At 67.2% G+C, this 25958-nt stretch carries 24 protein-coding genes; 6 read left to right on the top strand and 18 right to left on the bottom strand.

From position 1 onward, the window contains the following. From GF068_RS38875 to GF068_RS38865, 3 genes are all read left to right on the top strand, one after another. Positions 1–762: a phage tail protein gene (locus GF068_RS38875; protein WP_153824617.1), complete on the top strand. Its 762-nt coding sequence runs from the start codon at positions 1–3 to the stop codon at positions 760–762. A gap of 4 nt (positions 763–766) precedes the next feature. Next, positions 767–1795, top strand: coding sequence for a hypothetical protein (locus GF068_RS38870; RefSeq protein WP_153824616.1), 1029 nt, complete (start codon positions 767–769; stop codon positions 1793–1795). Between the two features lie 84 nt (positions 1796–1879). Further along, on the top strand, positions 1880–2521 hold the full coding sequence (locus GF068_RS38865; protein WP_153824615.1) for a hypothetical protein: 642 nt from the start codon (positions 1880–1882) through the stop codon (positions 2519–2521). Positions 2522–2569: 48 nt separating this feature from the next. Here the strand turns inward: GF068_RS38865 and GF068_RS38860 are convergent, their stop codons facing one another. Then, complete coding sequence (locus GF068_RS38860) at positions 2570–3100, bottom strand: HNH endonuclease (protein WP_206079648.1); 531 nt, start codon at positions 3098–3100, stop codon at positions 2570–2572. 304 nt (positions 3101–3404) lie between these two features. Between GF068_RS38860 and GF068_RS38855 the strand changes: the two genes are divergently transcribed. Continuing rightward, positions 3405–3680: a hypothetical protein gene (locus tag GF068_RS38855; RefSeq protein ID WP_153824613.1), complete on the top strand. Its 276-nt coding sequence runs from the start codon at positions 3405–3407 to the stop codon at positions 3678–3680. 24 nt (positions 3681–3704) lie between these two features. Here the strand turns inward: GF068_RS38855 and GF068_RS38850 are convergent, their stop codons facing one another. The 14 genes from GF068_RS38850 to GF068_RS38785 form a co-directional block, all read right to left on the bottom strand. Beyond that, positions 3705–3974 (bottom strand): hypothetical protein, encoded by a 270-nt coding sequence (locus GF068_RS38850; protein WP_153824612.1) that lies wholly within the window; start codon positions 3972–3974, stop codon positions 3705–3707. 30 nt (positions 3975–4004) lie between these two features. Beyond that, positions 4005–4706 (bottom strand): hypothetical protein, encoded by a 702-nt coding sequence (locus GF068_RS38845; protein ID WP_153824611.1) that lies wholly within the window; start codon positions 4704–4706, stop codon positions 4005–4007. A 269-nt stretch (positions 4707–4975) separates the two neighbouring features. Further along, on the bottom strand, positions 4976–5989 hold the full coding sequence (locus GF068_RS38840; RefSeq protein WP_153824610.1) for a sigma-70 family RNA polymerase sigma factor: 1014 nt from the start codon (positions 5987–5989) through the stop codon (positions 4976–4978). A gap of 15 nt (positions 5990–6004) precedes the next feature. After that, positions 6005–7099, bottom strand: coding sequence for a hypothetical protein (locus GF068_RS38835; RefSeq protein WP_153824609.1), 1095 nt, complete (start codon positions 7097–7099; stop codon positions 6005–6007). Between the two features lie 46 nt (positions 7100–7145). Beyond that, on the bottom strand, positions 7146–8198 hold the full coding sequence (locus tag GF068_RS38830; protein ID WP_153824608.1) for a hypothetical protein: 1053 nt from the start codon (positions 8196–8198) through the stop codon (positions 7146–7148). Between the two features lie 106 nt (positions 8199–8304). Further along, positions 8305–8826: a hypothetical protein gene (locus GF068_RS38825; protein WP_153824607.1), complete on the bottom strand. Its 522-nt coding sequence runs from the start codon at positions 8824–8826 to the stop codon at positions 8305–8307. A gap of 158 nt (positions 8827–8984) precedes the next feature. After that, positions 8985–9257 carry a hypothetical protein gene (locus GF068_RS38820; RefSeq protein ID WP_153824606.1) on the bottom strand — a complete coding sequence of 91 codons (273 nt, stop codon included), beginning with the start codon at positions 9255–9257 and terminating at the stop codon, positions 8985–8987. Between the two features lie 741 nt (positions 9258–9998). Continuing rightward, positions 9999–10532: a suppressor of fused domain protein gene (locus GF068_RS38815; RefSeq protein ID WP_275939336.1), complete on the bottom strand. Its 534-nt coding sequence runs from the start codon at positions 10530–10532 to the stop codon at positions 9999–10001. Continuing rightward, positions 10529–11431, bottom strand: coding sequence for a suppressor of fused domain protein (locus tag GF068_RS38810; RefSeq protein ID WP_170319939.1), 903 nt, complete (start codon positions 11429–11431; stop codon positions 10529–10531). The genes GF068_RS38815 and GF068_RS38810 overlap by 4 nt, the downstream gene beginning before the upstream one ends. Positions 11432–11443: 12 nt before the next feature. Then, positions 11444–11776, bottom strand: a complete 333-nt coding sequence (locus GF068_RS38805; protein ID WP_153824603.1) for a hypothetical protein — start codon at positions 11774–11776, stop codon at positions 11444–11446. A gap of 32 nt (positions 11777–11808) precedes the next feature. After that, a complete protein-coding gene (locus tag GF068_RS38800; RefSeq protein ID WP_153824602.1) occupies positions 11809–12432 on the bottom strand; it encodes a hypothetical protein in 624 nt (207 codons plus the stop codon). A gap of 345 nt (positions 12433–12777) precedes the next feature. Beyond that, on the bottom strand, positions 12778–13968 hold the full coding sequence (locus GF068_RS38795) for a hypothetical protein (RefSeq protein ID WP_153824601.1): 1191 nt from the start codon (positions 13966–13968) through the stop codon (positions 12778–12780). A gap of 11 nt (positions 13969–13979) precedes the next feature. Continuing rightward, positions 13980–15200: a hypothetical protein gene (locus tag GF068_RS38790; protein ID WP_153824600.1), complete on the bottom strand. Its 1221-nt coding sequence runs from the start codon at positions 15198–15200 to the stop codon at positions 13980–13982. A gap of 34 nt (positions 15201–15234) precedes the next feature. Next, a complete protein-coding gene (locus GF068_RS38785) occupies positions 15235–16140 on the bottom strand; it encodes an RNA polymerase sigma factor (protein WP_153824599.1) in 906 nt (301 codons plus the stop codon). Between the two features lie 335 nt (positions 16141–16475). On the opposite strand from GF068_RS38785, the gene GF068_RS38780 reads away from it, so the two are divergent. Then, positions 16476–18200, top strand: coding sequence for a hypothetical protein (locus GF068_RS38780; protein ID WP_153824598.1), 1725 nt, complete (start codon positions 16476–16478; stop codon positions 18198–18200). 3 nt (positions 18201–18203) lie between these two features. Beyond that, entirely contained in the window at positions 18204–23912 is a 5709-nt protein-coding gene (locus tag GF068_RS38775) for a DUF6531 domain-containing protein (protein WP_153824597.1), read from the top strand. Between the two features lie 711 nt (positions 23913–24623). On the opposite strand, the gene GF068_RS38770 is transcribed toward GF068_RS38775, so the two are convergent. The 3 genes from GF068_RS38770 to GF068_RS38760 form a co-directional block, all read right to left on the bottom strand. Beyond that, complete coding sequence (locus GF068_RS38770; RefSeq protein ID WP_153824596.1) at positions 24624–25391, bottom strand: hypothetical protein; 768 nt, start codon at positions 25389–25391, stop codon at positions 24624–24626. A 101-nt stretch (positions 25392–25492) separates the two neighbouring features. Then, entirely contained in the window at positions 25493–25660 is a 168-nt protein-coding gene (locus tag GF068_RS38765) for a hypothetical protein (protein WP_153824595.1), read from the bottom strand. Beyond that, a complete protein-coding gene (locus GF068_RS38760; protein WP_153824594.1) occupies positions 25657–25824 on the bottom strand; it encodes a hypothetical protein in 168 nt (55 codons plus the stop codon). Before GF068_RS38760 ends, GF068_RS38765 begins: the two co-directional genes overlap by 4 nt. Between the last annotated feature and the right edge of the window lie 134 nt (positions 25825–25958).

Raw genomic sequence — 25958 nt, 5'->3', positions numbered from 1 at the left:
ATGGCCGACGAGTTTCGAGAGCTACAGCGCGGCAACATTCCGGACGGGGGGCAATGGACCGACGCGGAATGGCTCCGCGGCCCGAACGCGCAAGCCTTCCTCGCTTTGCTCGGCGAGACGAAGGACGCCACGCTGGAGGAGCTGCGCGCCGCGATCAAGGCGCGCTGGCCTGGACTGGGGCCGCCCGATGCGCTGCGCTTGCAGGGGCAGGGCTTCGACGTCGAACGCTTCGAAGGGGAGACGGACGAAGCGTACCTCGCACGCCTGGAAAAGGCCTGGGAGACGCATCAAAGGGCGGGGACCGCGAGGGCCATCGAGGAAAGCCTGCGGGCCTTCGGGCTCCCGGATGTCCTGGTGATCGAGGATTGGCAAGGGCGCTTCGCTGAGGGGGCCTGGTATTCGCGTTTCTGGGTCGTCCTCGGCCCGGATTTCGGGAAGCTCGGGCTCGAGCCGCTGCGAATGCCCTTCCTGCTGGGGTATCCAACGCTCGGTAGCTCGGCGACCGTGGCACAAGTGCGGGCCATCAAGCGGCAAATCCTCAAGTGGAAGGACGCGCATGGCTACCCCGTCCACGTGATCCTTCGTTTCCGGGACGCTCCGATCCTCGGCCTCGGGCTCGAGCTCGGCTTCAAGCTCGGCGGGTCCGAAGGGAGCGGGGCGGCGTTCTGGCCGATCGGCGCGGCGAACATGCTCGGGGAAATGACGATGCCCTTCCGGCTCGGCGGCGGTTACGACATCGATGGAGGCGGTAATGGCTTATGATTTCATGGGTTCCCTCGTCTTCCATGCCTTCGTTCGCATGCTGAACGACGGGGAGCTCGTCAATCACGAATCCCTCTACCGTCTCGGCCTGGTCCGCCTCGCGGATCGGACGGCGTACCTCCTCGATGCGATCGGTCGAGCGCGCGCGGAGCTCGCCAGCGTGGCGAACGGGACGCGGGCTACGCTCCTCGGGTCGAAGCGGCTGTCCGTGTTCACGCAATATGACGCCGAGACGAACCCTACCGGCGAGCTCGGGCCGGGGGGGCTGCTCGACGGGAAGACCCTGCTCCTCGGCGAGGACTCGGGCCCGGCGGAGCTGGTCCAATTCGCGGCGCCGATGACATCAGCGGACATCGTGCAGCAGATCAAGGCGGGCGCACCCAAGAACAAGGACGCCGGGCTCGATGATGAATCACGGCTCGTGCTCATGTCGAAGACGTTGGGCGCGAGCTCGTCGCTCTCGGCGAGCGGAACGGCGGCGGCGATCCTCGGCCTCCCGAGCGGGACGGCGACGGGGACGGGGACGATCGATGATGGGGCGTCGCGGGTCGGCTTCTTCGAGCATGGCGCGATCCCGACGGGAAGCGTCCGCTCGGCCCTCGTCGGCCTGATACAGGCGGTGGACAAGCTCGGGAAGACGAAGGCGGCGCTCGCCGGGGACACGTTCACGGGGCCGGTTACGTTCGCGGGGCCGGTCACTTTCAAATCAGGAACGCAGGATACGATCTTCGCGAATGCGCCGAATGCGGACACGGTGCTCGATGCGAACACGGCAAACGTCTTCCTCCTGCCGATGCTGACGGGAGCACGGACCTACACGCTCGCGGAACCCTCGGGGGGCGCGAGGCGCGTCCGCGTCGTGCGGACCGCGATCTCGGGCTTCGGGGCGCTGTTCCGGCGGCAGGATAGCGCGATGGTCGGGTTTCCGCCGAACGGCCAAGCGTGGGCGGAGTTCACGCATTTCGATGATGGGACGGGGGCGAGGTGGCGGCCTACGGCTTGGGGTGGGAGCGTTTCGCAGGTGATCTGGTAGTCGGGGGACGGATCCTCCCACCTCGGGGGCATGCAGCGTCAGGGGCGGCGAGTGGTGGCTGGAGTTGAACGGTAAGGCGCCCTGGTGCATGATCGCGAACCTATGCCAACCGACATCGACCAGCGGCGACTCTATGAGCGCCCGGTACCTCGCAACGTCTTCGACTGGTTGGATCAGGTTCGCCAGCGACCCGGGATGTGGATACAAGACCGCTCGTTGCGCGAATTGGAGCGCCTTGTTTACGGCTACGGGATAGCCCTGGGCGTTCATCACGTAGACGAGGGCGTACCGGAGATGGGCGGCCACTTTTCATCCTGGTTGCGACTGCGGAAACGGTGGTCGATGTCCCTCGGATGGGCGCATGCAATCACCGAGCATTCAAAGGACCAAGAGCCGCTCGAAGTTTTCTTCGAGCTCATCGAAAAGTATCGGAAGCTGCGGCCTGCAACCCTCTGCTATGCGGGCCTCGCCGCACGTCACGCACCCACGGGCAAGCGAAGCGTCGTAGGTCACGATCGTTTGCTGCCGCCACCCCTGAGAATCGAAGTAGTCCAGTACAAGCCCGAGCCCCTGCACTTCCTGCGCTTCCGCTACCCCGAGGGGCACGAGAACGGGAGCATCCTCATCACCGGCCGTGGGGAGGAAGCGACGACCGAGGACGATGCGAAGCGCTGGGCGGAGGACGAATTCCAGATCGATCCGGCCGAGTGGATCGGCGTTCCGTGATCCAACCACACGCTCGATCCGGTCCGCTGGCGGTCGCGTGCCCTGCGATCACAACGGCGTGACCCAAAGCCGAAGCTCGCTCGGCGCGGGGTACTTCTGCGGCACGCGCGCGAGCTCGATCGGGAGCTGGGGCGCCTCCTCGGGCGCCTGCTCGAGGGCTCCCAGCGGCGCGCACAACTGGAACGCGAGCTTCAGGTAGCGGCGAAGAAGGAGCAGCGGCGGGAACTCGCCTCGTCGTTCGAGCCACGCGAGGGCATCACGCGCGCCCTTCGCGCTGTTGCACGATCGGCAAGCCCAGACGAGGTTATCGCCTGCGTCGGGGCCGCCTCGGCTGGTGGCGATCAAGTGATCGGTGGTCAGGTTCTCGCGGGCGCCGCAGTAGCAGCACGCGATCGGGAGAACGAGCTTCAAGCGCTCGTCATCGGCGAGCGGCCCGATGCTCATGGTCCCATCGCGAAGGCCTGCGTGGATCTTGGAACGGATCGCGTAGTGGCGCGGCGCGTACCTCGTCGCTCCCTCGACGAGCGCCGCGTGCGCCATGGCGAGGTTCGCATAGGACCAACGGAGCAGATCGCTCACGGTTCGTCGGGGTGCACCGGGCTCGGGGGGAGGCATCGGATCCCGGGTTGATTGCGATTTCCTGCGGGCGTCAAGGGAAATTTGCTCGCCCGCGAATCTCTCGAAGACCACGGGGCCCGCGAGCCCAGGATCCCGGGAAACCAGGCGCATCGGACGGTATATGTCCGATCGGGGGATTGCCTGATGGCCACCAACCCCCGTAGGATCCCCCTCGGTCGCCCGTTGGAAGCGAGGAGGCATGACGGCAAAAGGCTTGACTTCGGAACGAAATCCCTCGGAAGGCGAGGACGCACGCCTTTCCGCGGTGGGTCTCTCGGCTCCCAGCGCGGAAGAGCTCACGAACTACGCGCCGGATGGTATTCGTCGGGCGACGCTCCCGGACCTCCTGGTCCGCGGCCTCGCGCGAGGGGACGAGCATCCGATCGAGGGCGTCGTGGCGACGGTCGCGGATGAGCTCGAAGCGGCGGCGGTGATGATGGCGGACGGGAATCCCGCGCTCGGAACGCTGCTCGGCGGCTGGGCGGTCCGTCTGCGGGTCGGGGCGGAGCTGGTGCGGCGGTATCGGGAGGCGGCGACGTAGCGGCGGGATGGGGAGGGCAGCGGGTCATTTCTTCCCGCTGCTCTCCCGGGCCGCTTTCAAGACTTCGACGGTGACATTCAAGGCGAGCATGTGGATGGCCTCCATCGCGTGCGCCGCCTCCTCGGGCGTCAGCGCGTACCCCTGGAATAGGGGGCGGCCTTCCCGCATGTCGGCAGGCAGGCTATTCGCGTTGATGTAGATGCAGCCGTCCGAGCCGAACGCGAGCTCGGTCGGCAAAATGGCGTCCACGTCGTTGCTAGGCGTGTTTGGGGGTCGAACGCTCGGGTCCTGCATTGTCTGATCTCTCCTGTTATTGGGCGATGGTTACAGGTCTCGAAGGAGCTCCGCGTGCGTGAGCCGGCCTCGAACCGCGTTCGAAATTCCCCCGGCGACGACGGCCGGATCCTCGGTTTCTCGGGAAAGGAGCGTGATGATCCCCTCCTCCTCGAGCTGCTCGAGAGCGCGGGTCACCTCGGATCGAAGGGCCTCGGGCATGCGGGCCCGGATCCACGCAATGGGTACGGGCCCGTCGCTCGTGGCGCACATGCGTGACAGCGCGAAGTGCGCGAACCAGGTAAGGCGCTCCTGGGCTGGGTACGACTGGATCTCCTGAACCAGCCTGGAAACGTGAACGGCTGCGCGCACGTAGGCGGGCGAGATTCGAAAAAGGTTGTTGAGGAGGTGCTCTCCGAGGTCGTCCTGGCGGAGTGCTCCCCGATGAAGGGGCGGCGGCGGCGGGAGGAGCGTCCGCAATGGCGGCGGATCGAGCCTCTCGGCCAAGCGCTGGCCGAACCTCCGCAGGGCGCGCCACAAGGACACGGGGATCCAGAGCAAGAAACGCGCGGCGCGGCGAATGGGCGTATTCGGCGGGATACACGCCGGATCGAACAGGGTATCCCGATCGTCGCCCGGCGGCGTGCTCGCGCGAATGCCGGACGGCGGGGGCTCGGCGACTCGGGCCGCGACGAGCGTAGGTTCGGCGTCTTCGTCCGCGGCCTCGGCCGTGGCGAATGGATGGGTGGCCATGAATCCTCCCAGCGTGGGAGCCATGGCTTGACGCTGGATGTGCAACACACACTTGGCCCGCGAATGGAGCACACCCAGCGCCAAGCCACGACGTGGGGCGAAATGAGAAGTCGACGCTGAGGCGTCCGCGCTGGCCCTTTGGTCGCCCGTAAGTGGGAAGGGTTGCGCGCGGCGGCTTCGTCGTCGCGTCCTCAACCATGGAATGAGGTCGACGCGGCTCCGGCTCTCAACAAATCGTCATGCGAGGTGAAAAACGCCGGAGAGCTCGCCTACTCCCTCGGGCGGTTGGCCTCTTGCTCGGCGATCAGGGCGCCGAAGCCTCCCGTGGCGAGGGGACAAATCCGCTTCGCCTCCTCGTGGTCGCCTCGCTCCAGGGCGAGGTTGCACGCCTGAGCGACGAAGCGGGGCTTCGGGTTGATCTTCGGCTGGCCGGCCTCGGGCGCGGGGCTCGACGGGGGAGGGCACGACGGCGCGACAGGCTCCGGACAGACCGGCGGCGCGAGCTGCTCGAAGACGCCCGCGGGCATGGTGTCTGCGCTCGTCGCGGCGACGTTCAGGACAATCGGCGGGAGCTCGGCGAGCGTCATGGCGCGATGGAGGAGGAGGTAGACGACGATCGCGCCAGCGGCGGCTCCGCCGAGGAACGTCGGCACGTGGAGCCAGCCGCGGTGGTCCTTCTCGCGGCGCGGCTCGGTGGCGCTCGACCATGCCTCGCCCGCGCTCCCCTCGTGCCTGATGTCCTGCGAATGGAACGGAAGGACGAGAGGGCTCGTGATTCCGACGCGTTCGAGCTCGCGGCGAAGCGCGGCGAGCGCGGCGGCGAGCTCCCGGAAGACAGTCGCGGAGGAAACGCCGAAGCTCTCGGCGATCTCAGCCGCGGGCAACCCGTCGAGGTGCCTCGCGCGGACAAACTCTTGCTGTCGCGTCGGGAGCTTCGACAGGATGGCTTCGAGGGTCTTGATCTTCTGCCGCTCGTAAGCCTCTTGTTCGGGATCCGAAGGGCCCGCGTCTTCGAACTCGATCTCGATGAGCGGGGCCGCCTTGTTCCGCGTCTTGCCGCGCTCGCGGTACTCCGAGACGACGCTCCGCATGTTGAGGTGCAAGAGCCCGCCGAGCTTGTCCGTGATCTCCTTCCCCTCGAGCTGGTGAAGGGTCCGGACGTAGATGTCATGGGAGAGATCGGGCATGTCCTGCGCGGGGACGTGGCGGTTTCGGAGCCAGCGATCGATCTTGCGCTGGTACGTCGCGAGGAGCTGAAGGCGCTGGTTTCGATCCTCGTTCATGGGAAGACCTTCCGATCAAGGGACATGACAGCAAAGGGTGCGGGGCCCGAGGAGCTCGACGTCGCCGAGGAGCTCGCCCCCTTGGGCCTGGCAGGTTCCGGGGCGGTAGACGGGCGCGGTCGCGCTCTTCGCGCCGATGGCCTGGCCGGGCGTCGCGAGGTCGAGGCACGTGGGGCCGTCGGATGAGACGTCCTCCGTGACGATCGGGCTCGTGCATGCGGCGTCTGCATGAATGGCGAGCGACGAGACGCACGCGCTCCCGTCGGGCGCGCCGCACGTACAATCCGAGCATGCGCGGGTGTCCTCGAAATCTTCGTAAAAGACGAACCTTTCCGAGTACCCCTCGGCGGGGCAGTCGTGGATCCCGGTCCGCTGGACGCATTGCCGAAACCCCGCTGGCGCCTTGGGGACGCAGAGCTCGGCGGCGCTGCATCCGGCGTATCCGGTCGGGGTGATCCCTTCGCAAAGCCGGGCGAACGTTCCCCAGGATGGCGCATCGAAGGGGGCCGTCGAGGTGCCCGATGCGAAACACGCTTCGTCCGTGATCACGAGCGGCCCGATGGTCACGGACTGAACGCAGGGCGTGCTCGTGCCGCACGTCTCGGCGGGGATCGCGTTGTCCGCCGCGCAAGCTCCCTCCCAATACTTGGGGGGATCCGTGGGCGTCGTGGTGGCTCCCTCGGCGGAGGCGCAAGGCGCCGCGTGGGCGTCGATGCTCGAGGGGAGCGCGCAAGCTCCGTAGGAGGGGCCGCAAGTGCATTCCCCGCACGCGGCAGGGGGCACGATGGGGTCGCCATGCCAGACGAATTGCTCGACGGGCGCGGCGTCGGGGCACGGCGGCGCGGAAGTCTCGTCGGGGCCGATCCAGGCGAGGAGGGGAAACGAGAAGTCCCCCGGGCGAAGGGGAACGCAGTCCTCCTCGCAAACGAGCTCGCATCCGCCGTCCCCCCCGCTGGTACTTGGGCCCGCGTCGTCGTCGCCCGCGTCGTCGCCAGCATCGGAGCCGGCGTCGGCGTCGGCGTCCTCGGTCTCGTCGTAGAACTCGGCGACGTTTCGCGCATCGGGGCATCCCGACAAGAGCGACCCGAAAGCGAGTCCTAGCAGCGGCACGATCAAAGCGGATTTTCGCAAGCGGGGCGTCATGGGTACTCCAGTGTTACTCGCTCAATGCAATAGAAAACAGGGCTCCGAGGCTGAGACGCACGGGCGGCGCTCTCCACTCCTCTCGAGTCTGATCCGTGTCGGGGTTGACGGTCTCGAAGACCACGCTCCTCACGTCGGCGATCCCCTCACCGAAGAAGAGAAGCGAGTACCGCTCAGCGAAGCTCCATCGAGCCGCGAGGCGCGCACCGAAGCCCACCAACAAGCCATCGGAGAGGCTCAGCGATCCGGGCTGCTCGAGGTGAAACGTCATGCGGCCGATCGCAGCGGCGCCGCAAATGTCCACGATGCTGGCCCTCGCGCATGGCAGGATCGTTCCCGACCAGAAGGAGGTCCGCGCTGGGACGTCGCGGGGCCCGATGCCCGAGGCCGGCGTGGCGACTCCACGCATGTCCGCCGCGAGGGCGAACCTCGGCCATCGAACCTCCACCATGCCCTGGCCCCCCACGGCCACGCTTGGCAGGCCAAGCGGGGAGACGACGGGCCCGAGGGCTGCTGTCACCTGGAACGGCGTCCCCTCGGACGTCGTGCCGGCCGTCGGAGCCTGGGATCCCGGGGCGAGCGTGGCCAGGAACTGCGGCATGCGAACGGGCAGCGGGCGGATCTCCGGCCTGCCGACCTCGATCTCGGGGGGCGCCGCAAGCACGGGCGGAGGCGTCTCGCTCCCCCACGCGCGCGGGCCGAACGCGATCCGCACGACGGAAGCCACGTCGTAGGCGAGCTCGCGGCAAGTCCCCTGCTTATCCGTGCGGTAGTGCCACTCCCTCCCGTTGCCCGAAGGATCCGGGGCCGATAGCTCGGCCTCGAAGTCCCTCCCGACGCGGCGCACGTCGACACGAAGGACGGCCGAGACGTCGTTCCTGACAACCAAGTATCCGAATTCGCCTGCCATCATCAAGGCGAGCTCCTCGGCGTCGGGGCATCCCGTCGAAGCGTCCGGGGCGTGATAGTCGAGGCGAAACGCGATCTTGTGCTTGGGCGCGGCAACGGCGCTCGACGCGAGGGCGAGCGTCGAGAGCGCGGCGGCGAGCGGGAGGAGGCGGCGCATGGGGACCGCCCCAAGTTACGCTCGGTCTGGCGGGACAGGCAAGCACCGTTTGCCCGGGCGGGGCTCGGGGCGGGGTCGAGCGGTTGGTCGGGATGGAACCGAAGCGCTACCGGGGCGGCGCGTCATGTACGAAGGCGCTGTCGACGACTCCCCTTGCTCCTGCGTGCGTGCCTTCGACGATGCGGACCGTGCTGCGATCCCGCGCTTGTTCGAGCGGCGAAACCATGACCTTCGTTCCGTGCTCGGCGCGCGCGGACGGGCGCGAAGGGTCGATGCACAGGCGTTTCCCCTCGCGGCAAGGTATGCCGTGGCGGGCCTCGAAGTCCTGCACATTGGCGTAAAGCTTGATCGCTTTCTGCGCGTCGGCGTCGCAACGGGGCGTTGTCTTATCGCACCAGAGGTAGGCCGCATATTCGCGGGAAGTCCCGGACGGCTGCGCCTCGGCGGCTGCGGCCTCGAGCTGACGCCGCTCCTTGTTCCGCTGAGCGAGCTTGCCCATGGCCACGATGAAGGCCAACCCGCCGACGAGGGCGCACGCGCCGAGCACGAAAACCCACTTCGGCGGGCCGCTCGATGCGGGCGAGGCGGGAGCGGTGGCCTGCATTGTCCGCGCGCATTCGGGATGCATGGGCCCTGCGGGGCCGAGGACGGGCGGCCCGGGGATGGGGTGACCGCATCGGGCACAGTATCCCGCGAAGGGCTGCGATGGGCCGCTGGGGTATGCCATGGGCCCGAACCCTACCGCATGGGGTGCGTCCTGGCACGTCTCTGGCTGCGCCGAGAAGCTCAGCGGCGGCGATCCGTTCCGGTGGCTCCCTCCGCTCCGCGCTCGCTCGCGGCCTTCGCGACGGCGGCGAGGACCTCGGTCACCTTCCGCCACGCATCGGGGCCGCCCGTGGCAACGGCGGCGAGGGCGTCCACCGCGCGCGCGGCGAGGTCCGCGCCGAGCTCGGGAGCCTTCGCGACGGCGGCGAGGGTCTTCATTACTTCCGGCGCGGCGTCGGGTCCCCCGAGGGCGACAGCGGCGAGGCCATCGACGGCTCGGCGGGTGATATCCACGAGGAATCCATTCTGATCGGTAACCGATTGAGATCGTTTAGCATCACAGCGAATTCCTAAACCGAAGGTCGCAGGTCCGATTCCTGCCGGGGGTGCCAGTAGTTCCGCGGACTTAGCTCGCGTTCTTGTGCCGCCGGTCATCAGCCGTGGCCTTGTGCCGCCTTCGGAGGGTGGAACTCCGGGGAGTCAAGACGCGCCGGCACAAGACGGACGGACTTGCTCGACGAGGAACGGCTCCCCGAGGGCCCCCGCCTCTTCCCACGTAGCAGACCCCACCGCCGAACAGCCCCCGGCCCACCGGCCAGCCAGACGAACGGAGGCACACCGTCTCAACCTCGCGCGGGCCCTGGCCGACGCCTTGCTCCTCGCCATCGCGGCCGGTGACGCGAGCACCGCCAGAGCGGCTCTGGACGGTCTTCAACGTTGCGTCGACTCGCTGTCGCTCCCGGAGCAGCCCGAGGGCGCGTGACGTCCCCTGCTCACTCGCGCCGTTCTGGACCGAGAGGCTCGGCTGGCCACCCGCAGAAGGCGCGGCCGGGGAGCGCGCGGGACGGAGAGCTGGAATGCACGCCCGCGGGGGATCGGCCGATGCTCTCGGGCAGGGCGGCGTGTGATCGAGGGACGGATGAGGTTTGCTCGGGGCGGGGCCAAACGCTCGCCAAGCTGCTAGCATCCGCGACCGATGACTGCCGCGTACGAGGGCAAGATGGATCCGTCCCGTCCTGCGGTTGTCGTCCGCGTTCATCGGAGCATCTCGCGCCACTCAACGACCACCTCGGGAAGCGTGGCGATGTCGAGTTGGCGCTCCCGGTGGCGCAGCCATGCGTCGTAGGTGAGCGGGTACATCGCGTAGACCTCGACCGGGCCGGCCGCGGGGAGCTGGCGCGACGGCGCGACGAGCAGGGCGAACACGTGCGAAGACCCCTGGCTGCACTCAGCCGAGTTGAAGAACACGCCGCCATCGCCCGGCGCCTTGCCCACGCCGACGATCGCGCGCGATGCCCGTTGGAGCATGTACGCGGGCCAGCGCTCGCTCGGAATCCAATCGTCGGGGAGCGACATCATGAACTCGAAGTGCCGGTATTCGCCCTTGCGCCCTTCGAGGGAGAGAAGGCTCACTCCCATTGTGTGGAGAACCCAATGACGGCGCCCCTGGCACGGCGGAGCTCCGTAAACGTGCCTCGGGACGAGCGCGCCGGGCCTATCCCGCAGCACGAGCTGCGCCCTCCCCAGGTGCCGCTCGAAGTGCGCAGCGATCGACGCCTCGTCCTTCATGTGGACCACGGAAACGGCCTCGCGTACCCGCCGAGCTCCGGGAGTTCGGGCAACTCGGGCTGCGGACCGTGATAGAATTCACGCCAGCACATCTCCGGATGTCCAAGCGGGTAGTCACAGTCACGATATTCGCGCTCCCGACCACGAGCCCATCCGAGTGCCGCCTCGATAGCCGGTCGGAACAGGATGTGCTGCCAGGCGACGGCGTCCTCCACCGCTTCGTCGATCACTCGGGCCCTGCCCAGCACGCGCCTACCGAGGCGGTGATCAGCGAATAGACCGTGGAACGTATCGCCGAAGTACACATATACCAGAGGACCGTAACGCGTTCGTACGTGCACCTCGATCATATCCCGATCGTTGAATCTGTGGAGAACGAGGCGAGGTTTCGGGGGAACCCAAGCGAGCACCTTCGGAAGCTCGTTGACGTCGAGTTGAAATCCTCGGAACTTCGCGAGCTCTTCTGCTGTGAGCGGGTACAGGGCGTAGACCACGAACTCGTTGCCCGACACGGTACGAAGCTGTGCGTGCTTCCTGAGCTGACGTGATCGTGCGAGGACCAGAGCGAATACATCCGGAGAACGCCGCATGTCCTCACGGGAGTTGAGGAAAGTGGCGCCTTCGACGGGCGCTTTGCCAGCCGTCACGATTGCGCGCGAGGCTTTGCAGAGCATGCGAACGGGCCACTCGTGCCGTGGATCCCACGCCTCGGAGACCGACATGACGAGCTCCATGCGCACGTCCATGCGCCCTTTCAGGACGTACGCGCTCATTCCCATGGTGTGGAGAATCCAATGTCGACGCCTCTTACAAGGCGGAATGACGTGGACGTCGCTGGGGATCGTTTCACGGCGCACGACCTGCGCCCTCCCCAGGCGCCGCTTGAAATAGGCGGCCACGGCGTCGCGCATCTATTCCGCCCGCCGCGCGGCGACCGTCAGGTTGAACGCAGCGCGATGCAATTCCCGGAAGGCACGCTGAGCTTCTTCGTCGGTCAGGGCGTAGCCACGAAACTCCATGCGCCCCTCGCCTTCCATCGCCCGGTCCTCGACGTAGACGCACCCGTCGCTCCCGAGCGCGATGACCTGGAGGCACGCCCAGCGGAGCAAGCCGCCGACGCCGTAGCGTCTCCGCTCGTCGGCGGTCAGGGCATACCCGGTGAACACGCGTCGGCCCGCGGGTGGCTCGTCCTCGAAGTGGACGTAAATCGTGCCGTCGCTCGCGAACGCAAGCTCGGTTTCCATGGTTTCGGACTCCCTCGTAAACTCGGGCCAGATCACAGGGGGACACGCAGTCGAACGCGCGGCGCGGCGCCGTCATCGGTGACCGTGAGCGTGATGATTCCAGCCGCCTCCAACCGCGTCAGCGCGGGCGCGAGCGTCCCCGCGTACGACAGATCGGAGAGCCGATCTCGCAACCGTGCTACGGAGACGAACCCGTCGGCATCCGGCCGCATTCGCGACAATGCGAAATGCACGAGGCCCTCGACATGCGCGTCGTCCCCGAGCTTCCGGAGGGCGATGGCGTAATTCGCCACGTAGACCGCGGCGTCCTGGTACGGACGCGCCGCGCGTACGATGTCGAGGAGCACCTGCTCGCCGCGCTCGTCATGGGCCACGACGCCCATCGAGATTTGCGTCGCCCGCATGGATCGCGCGGACGGAAGCGGGGGCAGGCGATCGGAAAGGCGACTTCTCCGGAATCGCTGGGCGAAGCGGCGAAATGCAGCACCAAGCGCGGCGCGCGCGCGGCTCCACGGCGAGAGCGGATCCACGACCGTGTCGCGGGGCGGTTCGGAGTGCGCGACGGAGACGCGCGTTCCGCTCGCCGGGGGCAGGGCCGATCGAGCCATGATGGTGGTCGCGGCGTCGTCGTCATCCATGTTCGGTGCGGCGCTCATCGTTTACCTCCAGAGAGTCACCAACCCGAGGCGGCTGCGTCGCGAGGAGCGTGCGCGTACGGGGAAACGCCGCGCGACGCAGCCGCCTCGGATCGGCGACAAACGACCGGCAGGAGAGGACGATGGAGACGAGAGGTGCTTGCCCAGATACGCGCGCCCCCATCGCCCTCTTCTGCGGGTCGTAGAACCCGCCCGAAGCCGAACGCGGCGCCTTTTCGTTTACGAGGCCAGGAGGACCGCGTCCGGCTCGGGCAGGAGGGGCCGACGAACCGCACCCCTCGCCCACGCCCTTGACGGGAGCCTGGATTTTGTTCGCTGATTTTTCGAGAAAGGTGGGAGCTTCCCCTACTCGGCAAACTCGAGCGGCGGGAGGCAGCAGAACGTCACGGCGTCGGCGGTGTCTTCCGAGGCCGCGCCCGTAGGCTCCCCGCCGGTCGCGAGGCAGAGGCCGGGGATGTAGGAGAGGTTCGTGATCGCCTTGCTACCGAGAGCTTGCCCCGGCGGATGGAGGTTGAGGCACTGCTCGCCGAACGACGACACCCCATACTTGTCCGCCTCCAACGAGCATGCCCCATCGCTGTAGAGCCTCATCGTCGCGAGGCACCCGCTCCCGACCGGGCTCCCGCCACACTCGCACGCCGTGCAGCCGCGCGTGTCGTTCGGCACCTCGCCGTAGAGGTAGATGGGGTCATATCGGTCGTAGTTGCCGGGGCACGTGGCGTGTATCCCCCTGAGCGCGACGCACTGGAGAAACGGGTACGGCAGGTCGTACATGCATCGGTGTGTGGCCGTCTCGCATCTTCCCTCGCGCTCCCTCGCCTCGCAGGCGAGGCCCATCCAGAGCCAGTCCGTGGTCTTGGTGAACGCGGCCGGCTTCGTGATGGACGGGCAAGCCTCGCTCGTCGGGCCGGGGAGCGGCGAGGCGTAGACGGACTGCGCGCAGGGCTCACCCCCGCACTGGGCACCCGCCGGCAGGGCGTTCGTGCTCGTGCACGAGCCGTCCCAGCCGGCGGGGCCTCCGAAAGGGAGGGTGGGCGCTCCATTCTCCGCGCACGTGCCGGCGCGCACCTCGATTGTCTCGGGAAGTTTGGTGCACGTACCTTCGGAGGCCGGACACGTGCACGGTTCGCACGCCGCGGGGGGCGCGTCGAGGTACGCGTAGCGTCGGTACTTCTCGAAGAACTCCACATCCTCGCCGTAGCCGCCCAGTTTGCGCGCCTCATCGCAGTTCGCGGGCGCGAGTTCGCGCGGCCCATACCAGAGGAGCATCGGCGTGCGCGGCCAGTCCCCCGCCGACTCGCTGCTCGGCTCGGGGACGCAGCGGCCGGGGCATTCGAGGGCTTGTGGCTCCGGCTCGGAAGCCTGGTCGGTCGCGTCTGCGTCGTCAGCCGCGTCCGTGCCGGCGTCGAGGCATACCGGGTCTGGGAACGGCGCAGTCGGATCGCAGTTGAGACGCGCAGCGGAGTCAGGAGCGGAGCACCCTTGCGTGACGACGAGCCCGAGGACGAGCAAGACGGCGCAGGCGTGTGACAACATGGAGTGCATAGCTAAAACTCCCAAGCCCCCCCAAAATGTGCGCTGATGAGAATGGGCGGCTGGTCCGCGAGCCTCGTTTGCCCCACAAGAACTTGCAGCCCGCTGGTAAGTCCCAGCGCGTCGGCGCTCATCCTGAGCGCGACTGCACGGGTAATGCGCAGTTCGGCGCCGAGACGAGCGCCAAGACCAGGCTTGAAGAACGTGAATGATTCGCCCTCATAGCTCGTTGTGGACGGATTTACGCTGATTATGCCAAGGTGCCCGATCGCGCAGCCGAAGAACCATCGCAGGTGACCGCATCCGCTCAGGATGCCACCCGCTGTCATCGCGGCGACGCTCATGCCACCGACTCCCGTCGTAAGCCAAGCCGCACGTCCCTCGATGCCGAGCGATACATGCTCGCTTGCCCTCCAACGACCTTCTGCCACGACCCCCACGGCTGGCATCCAGGACGCCACCCCGAACACGACAACGGGGCCGCCTCCGATCGACCAGCGTTTTTCCTCTGACTTCTGCGCGGACCGCGGCTCCTCGTACCCCCACGGGTCCTCTTGCTTCGGGAGCTTTGTGTCCCCCACAGCCACCGCCCGATCCGCCTTCGGCTCGCCCTTCGTCTCCGGCACGAACACCGCGGGCACGTCCGGCACGGGCAAGGGCTTCAACGTGATCGGGAGCTGCTTGTCCTGCTTCTTCTCGACCGTGAACGTGACGACCGCCTCCTCGTACCCGTCGAGCTGTGCGCGCAGTTCGTGCTGGCCAGCGCGCATGAACGTGAAGTACGACGAGCGGCCGGCGAGGTTCGACGGCTTCCCGTCGAGCGTGACGCGCACGCCCGTGTGCGAGAGGAGCACCTCGATCCAGGCGCCCGCGTTCCGCGCGACCTCATGAGCCTCGAAGAACCGTTGCCGCTCCGCGGGTGATGCCTTCACCGCGAGCTGAATCGCGTCGAGCAAATGGGCCGCCGCCTGCTCGGGCTTGCCGAGCTTCACGAGGAGCACCCCGAGCCGTCCGGCGATCAGCGGATCCGGCCGGACGGTCAAGGCTCGCCGGTAGGCCGCGACCGCCGCGCGTGGCCGGCCCGCGGCGGCCTCGCGATCTCCCAGCGCTGCGAACGCCTGGAATCGCTGCTCATCGTCGTTCTCCTCGGTCTCGTCGGCCTCGACTTCGGCCTGCGCCCGTGCGGGCGAAGCGAGGCTGACGAACATCGAGAACACCACGACGAAGCGACGCATACGCCTGGATCCTAGCGCATCCCCGCGAACGGTTCTAGAGGGACCAACCTCTCCCTTCCGTCGTTGAGCGCTCTGGATCGGTGCTCGCGCCCTCGTCCGTGGCGTCCGGTGCTTCCTGCGTGCGCGGGCGAGCGGGAGGCGGCGATGCGCGCGGCTGCGGCTCGACATCCGACGGCGCGGGCGCGGGCGCGGGCGTGACATCGTCGGGCACGACGGACGCGACGTCCGTTATGAGCCCCGTCAGCGCGCGCGCCGCGCCCGTGAGCAGCGCTCGCGCAGAAGTGCGCTCCGGCTCCGGGCCATGCATGCACGCGACCGCAAAGATGATCGGCCCGCACACATGCGCGGCCTGATACGCCCATTCGTACGCGCGTCGCATCGAGGCAGAGCGACGTAGCCGCACGAAAAGCGCGCCGATCCAATCCTCGCGCTCCCCGAGGTGGTAGCGAAGGTGGTCGATGGCGGCCGAACGCCTCGACTTCACCGTGCCGATCGATATCCGCAGCTTCTCCGCGGTCTCCTCGTACGAGACGTCCATGAGGTCGACGAGCATGAACACCGCGAGGTATCGCTCCGGCATCGTGCTTATCGCCGCCGTGAGCTTGGTTCGGGCTTCGGCGAGGAAGGCGTCTTCCTCGGGAGTCCGCCCGCGGCCCGCCGGTTCGGCGTCGCTCGTGTCCGCGGAGAACACGCGCCGCTCGCGACGCTCTGCGCGACGCGTCTCGCGCTCGACGTTCTTCGCGATGCCGAACGCCCAAGGGCGAACGCCGTCCTCGTGCGGCACGTAGGAGGGGAGGCGGGCAAACGCCCGCGTCATCACTTCCTGGACTCGATCATCGGCTTTCGGGCCTCGTCGCCCGCGACGCACGAAACGGGCGAGCTCAGGGCGAACGGCGAGCAACTCTGCCCACAGTCGTGAAAGTTTGGTAGCACGCTCCATACGCGCCCCATGCACGAGCGCTGGATTTGGTTCGCGGAAATCGACCGCCGCGTGTCGATTTCTTCCGGCCCTCGAAAAACGCACCAAGTCGATGGGTTACCTACCACGACGGTCGCTTGTCCCGCAAGAGTTAGGTCTGCGGCGCCACCTTCTCCTCTGCGAGCCGGGCCACGTCGTCGACGGTCGCGAGCTTCGCGACCAGCTTCCGAGCAGCGCCAAGCTGACGCCGATCTGCTCACATTGGTTCACATATTCGTAGGTCATATTCCGTCCTACGCACACGACGATTTATCTGGCTTGGGTCCACCGACACAGGCAGCCTCGCTACCACCTCCATGCTCGACCTCCAGCTCGCCCTCCCCACCGACATTCCTTGGCGCCGCATTGCCGTGAGCCGCGACATGCTCGTGGGCGCGGGTTGCGCGGAGAACAGGCCGCAGCGCTTTCGCTCGTCTCTCGCTGCGTTCCGATACGATCCCCCCGAGGAGTATCAGCAGCACCCTGAGCATGTCGTCTCCTACATCAAGATCGTCGCCACGATCGCGCCCTACGCGCCCGATATCTCCGCGCTCGAAGACGACCTCGGCGAGTACGTGCCTCCTGACGTCGTCGACGTATTGGAGCAATCCCTGCCGTGTTATGGCGCGCTGCTCGAAGTCGCCGTATCGCCTCTACCCGAGGACGCCGCGAAATTCCCCGTCGAGGAGCACCCCTACTTCATCGATTTCGAGCCGAAGAAGCGCGAGATCTACGAGGCGGTCACGGACACGGGCGAGGTGCTCTCGGGCTCCGCCTCGCACCTGAGCACCGGGAAGTCGGCGACGAGCACGACCACGCTGGAGGAATACGATCTCGACCTCGGCTACGCCTTCTCGGGGAGCGTCTCGGCCGGCGCTGGGCCCATCGGAGGCGGCTTGTCGGCCTCCGGGGATGATCGCAAGCAAGTCGGCACCGTCAAGCAAAACGCCTACCAGTCGCAGCACGTCACGACGTCGGACCGGAGCACGGAGCGGCGCGAGGTGCATTCGCACTCCACGCAGCTCACGCAGATGTACAACCTCTTTCAGGCGTACCACCTCGGGACGAACCGCGCCGTCTTCATGATCGAGCCGCGCCCGCACGTGCGTCAGGTGGCGTCGACGTTCATTCATGGCCCCCGCGCGCTCGAGGGCATTCAGGAGGTGTTCCTGGTCGTCGTCCGGCCCAAGGCCATGAAAGAGTTCTGCGTATCCGCGTACCTCGAAACCGCCCACGTCGCCTTCGGCGCGACCAGCTCACACGACCATTCCACGCTCACCTGGAAGCTCCACCTCGAACGCGAATTCGACAAGGACTCCCAGACCCTTCCAGAGCCCGTCGTCTGGACCGCGCCCGCGGGCTGGGTCGTCGATCAGGCATGCGGCGTCAAATGCAACGTCACTGCGAAGCAGGGAGCACAGAGCAACCCGACGTTCCAGATAACCGACGATACGATTACCGCGAGTGCGCAGCTTCTCGAGGGCGGGAGTATCGACGCCGAGGTTGTCGCGTACGTGCGGCCGGCGCATACGAAGAACACCGGCGCCGCGCAGCGGTTGTTCCTCTCCGCAAGGCGCCTCTGCTCTTGCCCGCACGACGCGTTCGCGATTGGAGATTGGGTGCCGTTCGAGCTCGATCTCAACGGGAAAAACCTGCGCTTTTACGAGGGAGCGATGACGCCGAGCGCGTTCTATGCAAGCCGTCGCTTCGCGACCGCCATCAGGGAGGGCATGATCCGGAGCCTCGGATCAACGCGGCGCACGCCCCACGGCGAGATGCCGTTTCTGCGCAGCGACGCGTTCTTTACGATCTTCCTGAACGCCTTGCGTGCGTCGGGAGGTAGGTACAACCTCGACGAGCCGATCACGGCGCACGAGGCGCTCGTCGCGGCGGCGCAGGTGCAGCTCTCGGAGCGCGGTGTCGCCACGCTCGGCGACGTGCTCTCGGCCGATCCAAGGATGCTCAGCCGCGCGACGGGCACGGATGCGACGGCCGTGAAGCGGGCTATCCTCGCCGCCGTGCTCCGACCCCGGACGGCGTGAGCCATGCCCCAGCCGTTTTGGTTCAAGGCAAACAAGGCCGGGAGCGCGACGTTCGTCGACAAGGCGGGAAGCACGCAGACGGTCGAGCTGAAACCCGGCGACACCTTCACGACGTACGACCCGTGCGAGATGCTCTCGTTCGTCGAGGGGTGGAACCAATCCGTCAGCGAGGACGCGCCGGAGACGATCGCCACACTCGCGCGGCTCTGCGGGGAAAAGACTGGCGCCACGTTGAACTACGCGGACCTCGACGCCATCGTCGTCGGCGAGGGCGACGCGTTCACCGGACTCATCGATTCGACGGTTCAGCAGAGCGCGCCGGACGCGCCGAGCTCCGGTGTCCTCGGCGGCGTGGAGACGCGCGAGGAGCAGCCCGAGGGCGGCAAGCCGTTCCCCGGACATTCGAGCGAGACGGCGCGGCAACCGCTTCGCGTGTCGGATCCCGTGGACATGTTCTCCGGTGCGTTCGTCATCGAAAAGGTGGATTTGGCGATCCCCTCGCCGCTTCTACCGCTCGCGTTCGTTCGCTCGTATCGCAGCGGTTCGGCCTACCCGGGGCCGCTCGGCTACGGCTGGGACCACAACTTCAATGTCTATCTGCGCGAGCTCGCGGACGGGAGCATTGCGCGATGGAACGGCGCGCTGCACGAGGACATCTTCCGGTTCGTGGGGGACCGATTCGAGCCTCCCCGGGGCGTCCACGAACGCCTCGAACCGCTTCCCGGCCTGCCGAGCACGTACCGAATCGTCCAGCGCGGCGGCGTGTCGCTCCGGTTCGGCAAGCCGTCCGGATGGCCGATCGCGTGGAAGATCCCGCTCGTCGACATTCGCGATCGGCACGGCAGCCGCCTGACACTCTCGTACGACGGCGAGGGCCGGCTCTCCGGCGTGCACGACCAAGCGGGGCGCGGGTTCGCCTTTCAGTACGGCGCGCATGCGCTCCTCCGCTCGGTCGAGGACCACGCCGGCCGACGCGTGACGTACGAATACTATCGGCACGTCCAGCACCTCGGCCGCGTGATTCGGCCTCCGACCGCGCAGTACACGAAGGGCGTGACGACGCTCTACGAGTACGACGAACGGCCGTGGCACCCGGCTATGCGGCACAATATCGTGCGGATCACCGACGCGCAGCGAAGACGCTACATCGAAAACGTCTACGGCGGGCTGGAGCACCCCTGGACGCTCAATCGGGTGGTTCGGCAATACTTCGGCGACTGGCCCTACATCTTCAAGTATGAGCAGATCCAGCACGTGCCCGCGGGTCCGGCGTTCGTGGGTGTCCCGGCGCTCCGCGCGTCCATGCAGGAGCCCAATCTGCGGTTCAACGTCTACACGTTCAACTATCGCGGCGATCTGCTCGATTATCGATTCCGGCTCCGACGTGACAAGTCCCAGCGCGTCGTCGCGCAGCGGTGGCGGTACGACGAGCAGGGCAACGTCGTGTCCGAGACCGCGCCCGATGGGAGCCGCGTGGCGTATTCGTACGACAGCGCGAACCCGAATCCATGCGCGCGTGGGAACTTGCTGAAAGTCGAGCGATTCGCGCCGCCCGCGTACGTCGCGCAGAGCCGCGTCGTGTTTCAGGCGAGCTACGATCTGGCATTCCAGCTCCCGCGCGAGACGCTCGACGAAGCGGGGGCGCGCACCCGATACCATTACGACTTCGACGCGGGGCCCGGCACGGGCAGGCTCGTCCGCGTCGAGGCCCCGGACGCGACTTTGCCTGACGGAGCCGTGCAGAAGAGCGCGACGGAGATCGAGCCGCTCCCGAACGGTCTGGTCGAGGCCGTCGTGTCTGCCGAGGGCATTCGTCACGAAACGAAGCGCCACGCGGCAGGGCCGCTTGCCGGAATGGCGTTCGAGGAGGTCCTCGATGCGACGGGCGTCGCGGCGACCATCGGCATCGAGCACGACGCGTTCGGGTTCGTCCGGAGGGAGATCGATCCGAGCGGCGCCGCCTTCGAGACGGTGTGCAACGCGCTCGGGCAGATCGAGGAGGAGATCCTGCCCCACGTCGATGGCGTGGCGGCGCGGCGGCGGTATCGGCTCGACGAAGACGGGCTCACGCTCCGGATCGAGCACCCACGTGGCGCGTACACGGACGCGACGATCGCCGACGACGTCATCGTCGAGCTCTACGAGCGCAACGCGATTGGGCACGTGCGGCGGCACGTCGTCGGTGCCAACACGGCTGAGCCGCGGGCCTCGGTCTTCCGCAACGATCACGCCGGGCGGCCGGTGCGGATCGAGGATCCGATGGGCGTCTACACGCTCCGTCGGTACGACGAACGCGGCCTCGTCATGGACGAGGCGCATGGTTGGAACACCAGGGAAGAGCTGAAGGTACGGTACGTCTACGATCGCGCCGGGAGGCTCACGCGGCGCATCGATCCGGGCGAGATCGTCACGAAGCACGAGCACGATCCGTGGGGGCGGATCGCCAAGGTGTTTTTGCCCAACGGTTCCGAGGTTCGATTCACGTGGGGGCCGGTGGACCGGCTGCTCGAAGCAACGATCGAGGGGGAGCCCGGCGATGGCTCGCCGCGACGGCTACTCGCCCGCAGCCGCTACGAGCACGACGAACGCGGGCGGCTCGTGCGCGAGCGTGTTGACGTATTCGAGAGTGATCCCGCGAAGGCCGTCGAGCTCGTCACGACGTACGTGCACGATCGCGACGACCGTCTCCGCGAGGTGATCGGCCCGCGGGGCGAGAGGACGTGTGTAGAGTACGACGGGCTCGGCCGCGTGGTGCGCGTCGAGGATCCCGCGGGGAACGTCGGGCGCGCAGTGTACGATGATGCGAAGCGCACGGTGCAGATCGTGCGCGAAGACGTGAGCGCTGCGGCGCGGACGTGGACGCTCGTGTCCGATGCGCGCGGGCGGCTCTCGACGGTGACGGCTCCAGCCGGGAGCATGACGAACCTCGTGTACGACGATCGCGATCACGTCGTCGAGGAGCAGGGGCCCCTCACCGTCGCGAGGTGGCGGTATGGCCTGCTCGGCGAGGTCATCGAGGAGATCGCCGATCCGAGCGGGCTCGGGCTCGTCACGCGCTACGAGCACGATCTCATGGGGCGGCTCGTCCGCTTGATCGATCCGACGAGCGAGGCGACCACGTGGGCGCGGGATCTCCTCGGTCGCGTCGTCGCTGTGTCGCTCGCCGGCAAGACGTGGGCGTATCGATACAACGCGCTCGGCGCCGTCGAGGAGGAGACGAGGCCCTCGGGTGCGAAGACGATGCTCGCGTACGATCCCGCGACGGGCAGGCTCGCGCAGCGCACGGCGACGCCGGGGCCGGGGATGCTCCCCGTCTCGCCGGTCGAGCTCGCCTACGATGGTCTCGATCGGGTCGTGAAAGCGTCGACGTCGACGAGCGCAGCGGGGCGGCGCTTCGATAGTCTCGGGCGACTCGTCGAGGAGAGCTTTGCGGGGCGTACGTTCCGGCGCACCTTCGACGATCTTGCCGGCTGCGTCCGGCTCGCGTTTCCCGATGGGCGCGAGGAGGAGCACGCCGTGGATCTGCTCGGGCGGGTTCATCGGATCACGCTCGCGAAGGCGGGCGCGGCGCTGGCGCAGGAGGAAGGGCGCGTGCTCCTGACGCTCGACTTCGCTGGCCCGGAGCTCGTCGCCGCGCAGCATTTCGGCAATGGCGCGTCGGCAGCGTGGGAACGTGATGACGTCGGACGCCTCGTGCGCGTCGAGCATCACGGCGCTACCGGCGAGCTGCTCGAAGCCGTGCGGTACGCCTATGACGCGGAGAGCCGACGACGGCTCGTGCAGGTGGAGGGCGCCCCCGCGGAGAACCACCTGCACGCGTTCGATGGTAGAAACAGGCTCGTCGAGTGGCGTACCGGGTTCGCGATCGACTCGCCCGACGAGGAGCTCGCGACCGCGGCGAGCCACGTGGAGGCGTACGCGCTCGACGACGCGGACACACGGAAGACCGTGACAGTGAATGGCGTCGTCACGACGTACGCGTCCGTGCCGGGGCACGTGGTGACACACGTCGGCGGCGAGGAGATCGTGCACGACGCCGATGGACTGCGCGTCGCGGACGGCGCGCGCAATGTCGTGTACGACGCGCTCGGGCGCGTGGCGCGCATCGAGGAGGTCGCGACGGGCGCGGTGCTCGTGACGATGATGTACGACCCGTTCGGCAGGTGGACGGGCGACGCGAGCGTGACGCGATTCCATTTCGGCGGGGCTTGTCTGCATGAGGAGAGCGCGGGCGGCGTCGTGGTTTGCCAGAGGACGCAGCACCCCGACCACCTCGTACCCGCGCTCGAGCTGCGGGCGGGCGTGGAGGCGTACCTGCACGTCGACGGGCACGAGAATCTCGTGCTCGTGACGGACGCGGCGGGTGTGGCCGTGGAGCGCGTGCGGTACGCGCCGTTCGGCGCGCCGCGGGTATTCGACGGGGCGGGGGCGCAGGCGGCGGGTGTCGTGGCGCCGCGTTTTGGCGCGATGCCATGGATCGAGGCGGCGGAGCTCTACTGGACGCCGGTGCGGCTGTACGATCCGGAGACGGGGTTATTCCTCGCGAGGGATCCGCTCACGCATGTGGCGAGCCCGTCGCCGTACGTGTTCGCGGGGCATGATCCGGTCAACGGAATCGACCCGGCGGGGGACATTCCGGCGCTGGTCGTGGCCGGGCTCGGCGTCGGAGCCATCTCGGCGGTGACGGGCATGATGATGACGGGCATGACGGGAGGCGACTGGAAGGACGTGCTCGCGGCGGGGGCGATCGGGTTCGGAGCGGGATTCGTCGCGGGCGTGACGTCGAGCTATGTCGGAGGGTTGGCGATGGCCAAGATGCTCGGGGTTGCGAACGGAATCGGGACGACGACGACGAGCGTGGGCATCAACGTCGCGAGCGGGATGGTGGGCGGCGCGGCGGGCGGCCTACTCTCGGGGATGTTCTCGGGAGGCGCGAGCGGTCTCTACAACGTGGCGCGGAGCCGGATGGGCTGGAAACAGGCGGGCACGGGTGCCGCGCACGAAACGGTGGCGGGAGCGGCGAGCGGCGCGGTCGGAGGCGCGCTGTTCGGGGGGCTGTTACGGGCGGGGACGATCCCAAATGGTTCGTGGTCTGCGTTGAGGGGTACGAGCGAGAGCTTGAAGCGCGAAGACGTATTGCGCCCCACGCTCATGCGCGGAGCGGTTGGTCCGTATGGCATCGGTGCACCATTCATGGGCTTCATGTCGGGCTACTCGGGCGGAATCGTTCGCCGAGGGCTTGAAGGGGATTCCTTCGAGCAGGCCGCGTCCGGAGCACTCGACGATGGCGCTTACGGTGCGGCCTCGGGCACCCTGTTCACGGCTATGCACCCGACGACATGGCAGGCGTGGTTTGCACGAGGAAGACTGGAGTCTGCCAATCATATCGAAAGCACGCGCGCAGGCAAAGCGCATCACCAGCGGAACGTCGCGCAATATCCAGAGCTTGCAACGCTATATGATAGTCCTTTCCATAGTATCGTCCAGAAGCTAAACCACGCGTTCATTCGCGGCAACATAGAGGGCCGATTCTCCGACATCACCCCTCCGACCGGCATGCCGCACGCGAGCCATCACAAGTATTGGAAATTTGGGCAAAAGGGCATCGGTTACACGAACATGGCCTGCCACGGGCCCTGGACACCGGCGTGGAACGTCCCGAACCTCCCGGCTGACCCTCACCGATTGGGAGGCAAGAAAAACGATGGGTAATATTGTTCCCTTTCAGGCCGCCGCCCAGTACGCCCCGAACACGCGTCCACACGCCCTGCATTGGAAGAACGCGACACCCTGACCGCCGGACTTGCCCTCACGCATCTCGTTAACAAGTCGAGCCCAATCTTTTAGGAGCACGTCGCGACCAATTTGAAAGTCAACGGCGTACGCTTCTAGCACGCACGTATCCAACGCCGCCACGTTGTGCATCGGGTCCAGTGCATCTAGGTCAAATTGCGAAAGCAAAGTTGCCAACCGTCTACAGCAAACGGGCCACCGTACCTCTTTAATGAACCCGCCGCCTCGCGTCGAGTCGAGCAAGGCGTTGTGCTCTGCCTCCGTTCCTGTCGGAGGTAGCGATGCCCCGTCAGGCACGGGCGCACGATGCGCGCGGGCTAGATCGTCGCCTGTGGGAACGGTGAGCCAACGAAGACGAATTGGCCCCTCTGCCGTGAGGTTTTTCGTCTCCGGGTTCGTCTCGTTCCAAAGCGCCCAAAGCCGGTCCGAGATCCACGGATACGGGGATGGTCCAATGCGTTGGAGGATGCAGTCTAGCTCTGCCATCCGTTTGCCCCGCCACCGCTCACGATCCTCCCTCCGCTCGTCTTCCGTGGGGAACAACTTCCTACAGAGCCGCGCAAAAACGCCCTTGGTTTCGTTAGGTCCTCCGCCGCTGGACTTCTTCCGATAGGGACCTTCGCTCATGGCTCAATCCGGCTCGCTGTACGATCCATAAATGCGCCCACACTCACGGCACTGAAAAATGGCTAGGTATGTATCCAAATCACCGTCCTGCTCGAGCGATTCCTTCCACCCTTCTATGATCGTCTCCGGCGGGGTTGGTGGTCGGGACAAGCCCCACTCAACAAACTTCTCGAATGAACGTCCTTGCAGTTTGGCGTGTGCCCGTATTGCTAACCTCTCTTCCGCGGTAGGCCGTGGGGGGTGAATTTCGATGTCCAACAGGCAACGTTCAAGCGTTCCTCCGATGGCTTCGATCTCCCTTACGGTTGAGCCGTACCCCTCCGCGCGCAGCAACGTGCCCAGCCTGTCGCAGCACACCGGCCACTTCGGCCCGTCGATGCGCCCGCGCCCGGGCGTGGAGTCGATCAGGTGCCTGTGATCGTCGAGCGTTCCTTTCGGCGGCAACGCTGAACCGGATAACGGCCGCGCAATTGGCGCGCGGCGGAGATCGTCTTCCGTCACGGGCACGAACTGCAACATGCAGATGGGGTTATGGCCCGCATCGCGCTCTCCGCGCGGGTTGTCGACGTTCCATTCCGCCCACAGCCGATCGCCAATCCACGGCACGGGGCTCGGGCCGACGCGACGCAGGCGCTCCTCGTGCTCGGCAAGGCGCCATTCCTCGTCCTCTCGCCGCTCTTCGTCCGTGGCAAAGAACCGCCGACGGAGCGAGCGGAAGAAGCCCTCGCCGCCGCGGTCGCGCGTGCCTGGAGCTCGGTACGGACCCTTCATCGGCGGCGAAGCAGAACCAACGACCGGGTGGTTGTCAAGCGTACGCGGCCGGGCGGACGCGGCTGGGACGATGGCCGATGTCCTACAATGTCGGACCGGTGTCACGGCCTGGTGGCTCGCTTGGCGAGCTCGCGGCGTACCTTCGTCACCTCGCGCGGGGGCAGCTTGCGGAGCAACTCGGCGACGCGGGCCCGTTCGTCCTCGTCCGCGAAGGTGAACAGGTAGAGCGGCGGCAGGTCGAGCCCCTGCGCGACGCGGAAGATCGTCACCACGGTGATCGCCGCGAGGCCGTGCTCGACGCTGGAGAGGTGCCCTTCGAAAGCTGGGCCGCGTCGGCGAGCGCGGCGAGGGACATGTTGCGCTCGAGGCGCAACTCGCGGATGCGCGCGCCGAGCTTCAAGGCGTACGGTTCGGGTTCGCTTCTTCTGGGCATGGAGGCCGTGTACCACGGCACGGTGGCGGGACAAACCCCCCCTCTTGCCCCGGAGGTGGACTTCACGTAAAGACCTCGGCACACCCCGTCCTGACGCCCGGTGGCTCTCGCGTCCAGGCTCCCCGCGGCATCGA

It is taken from the genome of Polyangium spumosum, from assembly GCF_009649845.1.
Classification (GTDB): Bacteria; Myxococcota_A; Polyangia; order Polyangiales; family Polyangiaceae; genus Polyangium; species Polyangium spumosum.
This window is presented reverse-complemented; position numbering and strand designations above follow the sequence as displayed.

What these genes read in the sequence shown, in the direction of transcription:
- GF068_RS38770 (WP_153824596.1), bottom strand. Translation starts at nt 25,391, where the DNA reads ATGAAGGGTCCGTACCGAGCTCCAGGCACGCGCGACCGCGGCGGCGAG.
- GF068_RS38830 (WP_153824608.1), bottom strand. Translation starts at nt 8,198, where the DNA reads ATGCGCCGCCTCCTCCCGCTCGCCGCCGCGCTCTCGACGCTCGCCCTC.
- GF068_RS38850 (WP_153824612.1), bottom strand. Translation starts at nt 3,974, where the DNA reads ATGCAGGACCCGAGCGTTCGACCCCCAAACACGCCTAGCAACGACGTG.
- GF068_RS38825 (WP_153824607.1), bottom strand. Translation starts at nt 8,826, where the DNA reads ATGCATCCCGAATGCGCGCGGACAATGCAGGCCACCGCTCCCGCCTCG.
- GF068_RS38805 (WP_153824603.1), bottom strand. Translation starts at nt 11,776, where the DNA reads ATGGAAACCGAGCTTGCGTTCGCGAGCGACGGCACGATTTACGTCCAC.
- GF068_RS38815 (WP_275939336.1), bottom strand. Translation starts at nt 10,532, where the DNA reads ATGAAGGACGAGGCGTCGATCGCTGCGCACTTCGAGCGGCACCTGGGG.
- GF068_RS38875 (WP_153824617.1), top strand. Translation starts at nt 1, where the DNA reads ATGGCCGACGAGTTTCGAGAGCTACAGCGCGGCAACATTCCGGACGGG.
- GF068_RS38870 (WP_153824616.1), top strand. Translation starts at nt 767, where the DNA reads ATGGGTTCCCTCGTCTTCCATGCCTTCGTTCGCATGCTGAACGACGGG.
- GF068_RS38780 (WP_153824598.1), top strand. Translation starts at nt 16,476, where the DNA reads ATGCTCGACCTCCAGCTCGCCCTCCCCACCGACATTCCTTGGCGCCGC.
- GF068_RS38800 (WP_153824602.1), bottom strand. Translation starts at nt 12,432, where the DNA reads ATGAGCGCCGCACCGAACATGGATGACGACGACGCCGCGACCACCATC.
- GF068_RS38845 (WP_153824611.1), bottom strand. Translation starts at nt 4,706, where the DNA reads ATGGCCACCCATCCATTCGCCACGGCCGAGGCCGCGGACGAAGACGCC.
- GF068_RS38760 (WP_153824594.1), bottom strand. Translation starts at nt 25,824, where the DNA reads ATGCCCAGAAGAAGCGAACCCGAACCGTACGCCTTGAAGCTCGGCGCG.
- GF068_RS38790 (WP_153824600.1), bottom strand. Translation starts at nt 15,200, where the DNA reads ATGCGTCGCTTCGTCGTGGTGTTCTCGATGTTCGTCAGCCTCGCTTCG.
- GF068_RS38775 (WP_153824597.1), top strand. Translation starts at nt 18,204, where the DNA reads ATGCCCCAGCCGTTTTGGTTCAAGGCAAACAAGGCCGGGAGCGCGACG.
- GF068_RS38795 (WP_153824601.1), bottom strand. Translation starts at nt 13,968, where the DNA reads ATGTTGTCACACGCCTGCGCCGTCTTGCTCGTCCTCGGGCTCGTCGTC.
- GF068_RS38785 (WP_153824599.1), bottom strand. Translation starts at nt 16,140, where the DNA reads ATGGAGCGTGCTACCAAACTTTCACGACTGTGGGCAGAGTTGCTCGCC.
- GF068_RS38840 (WP_153824610.1), bottom strand. Translation starts at nt 5,989, where the DNA reads ATGAACGAGGATCGAAACCAGCGCCTTCAGCTCCTCGCGACGTACCAG.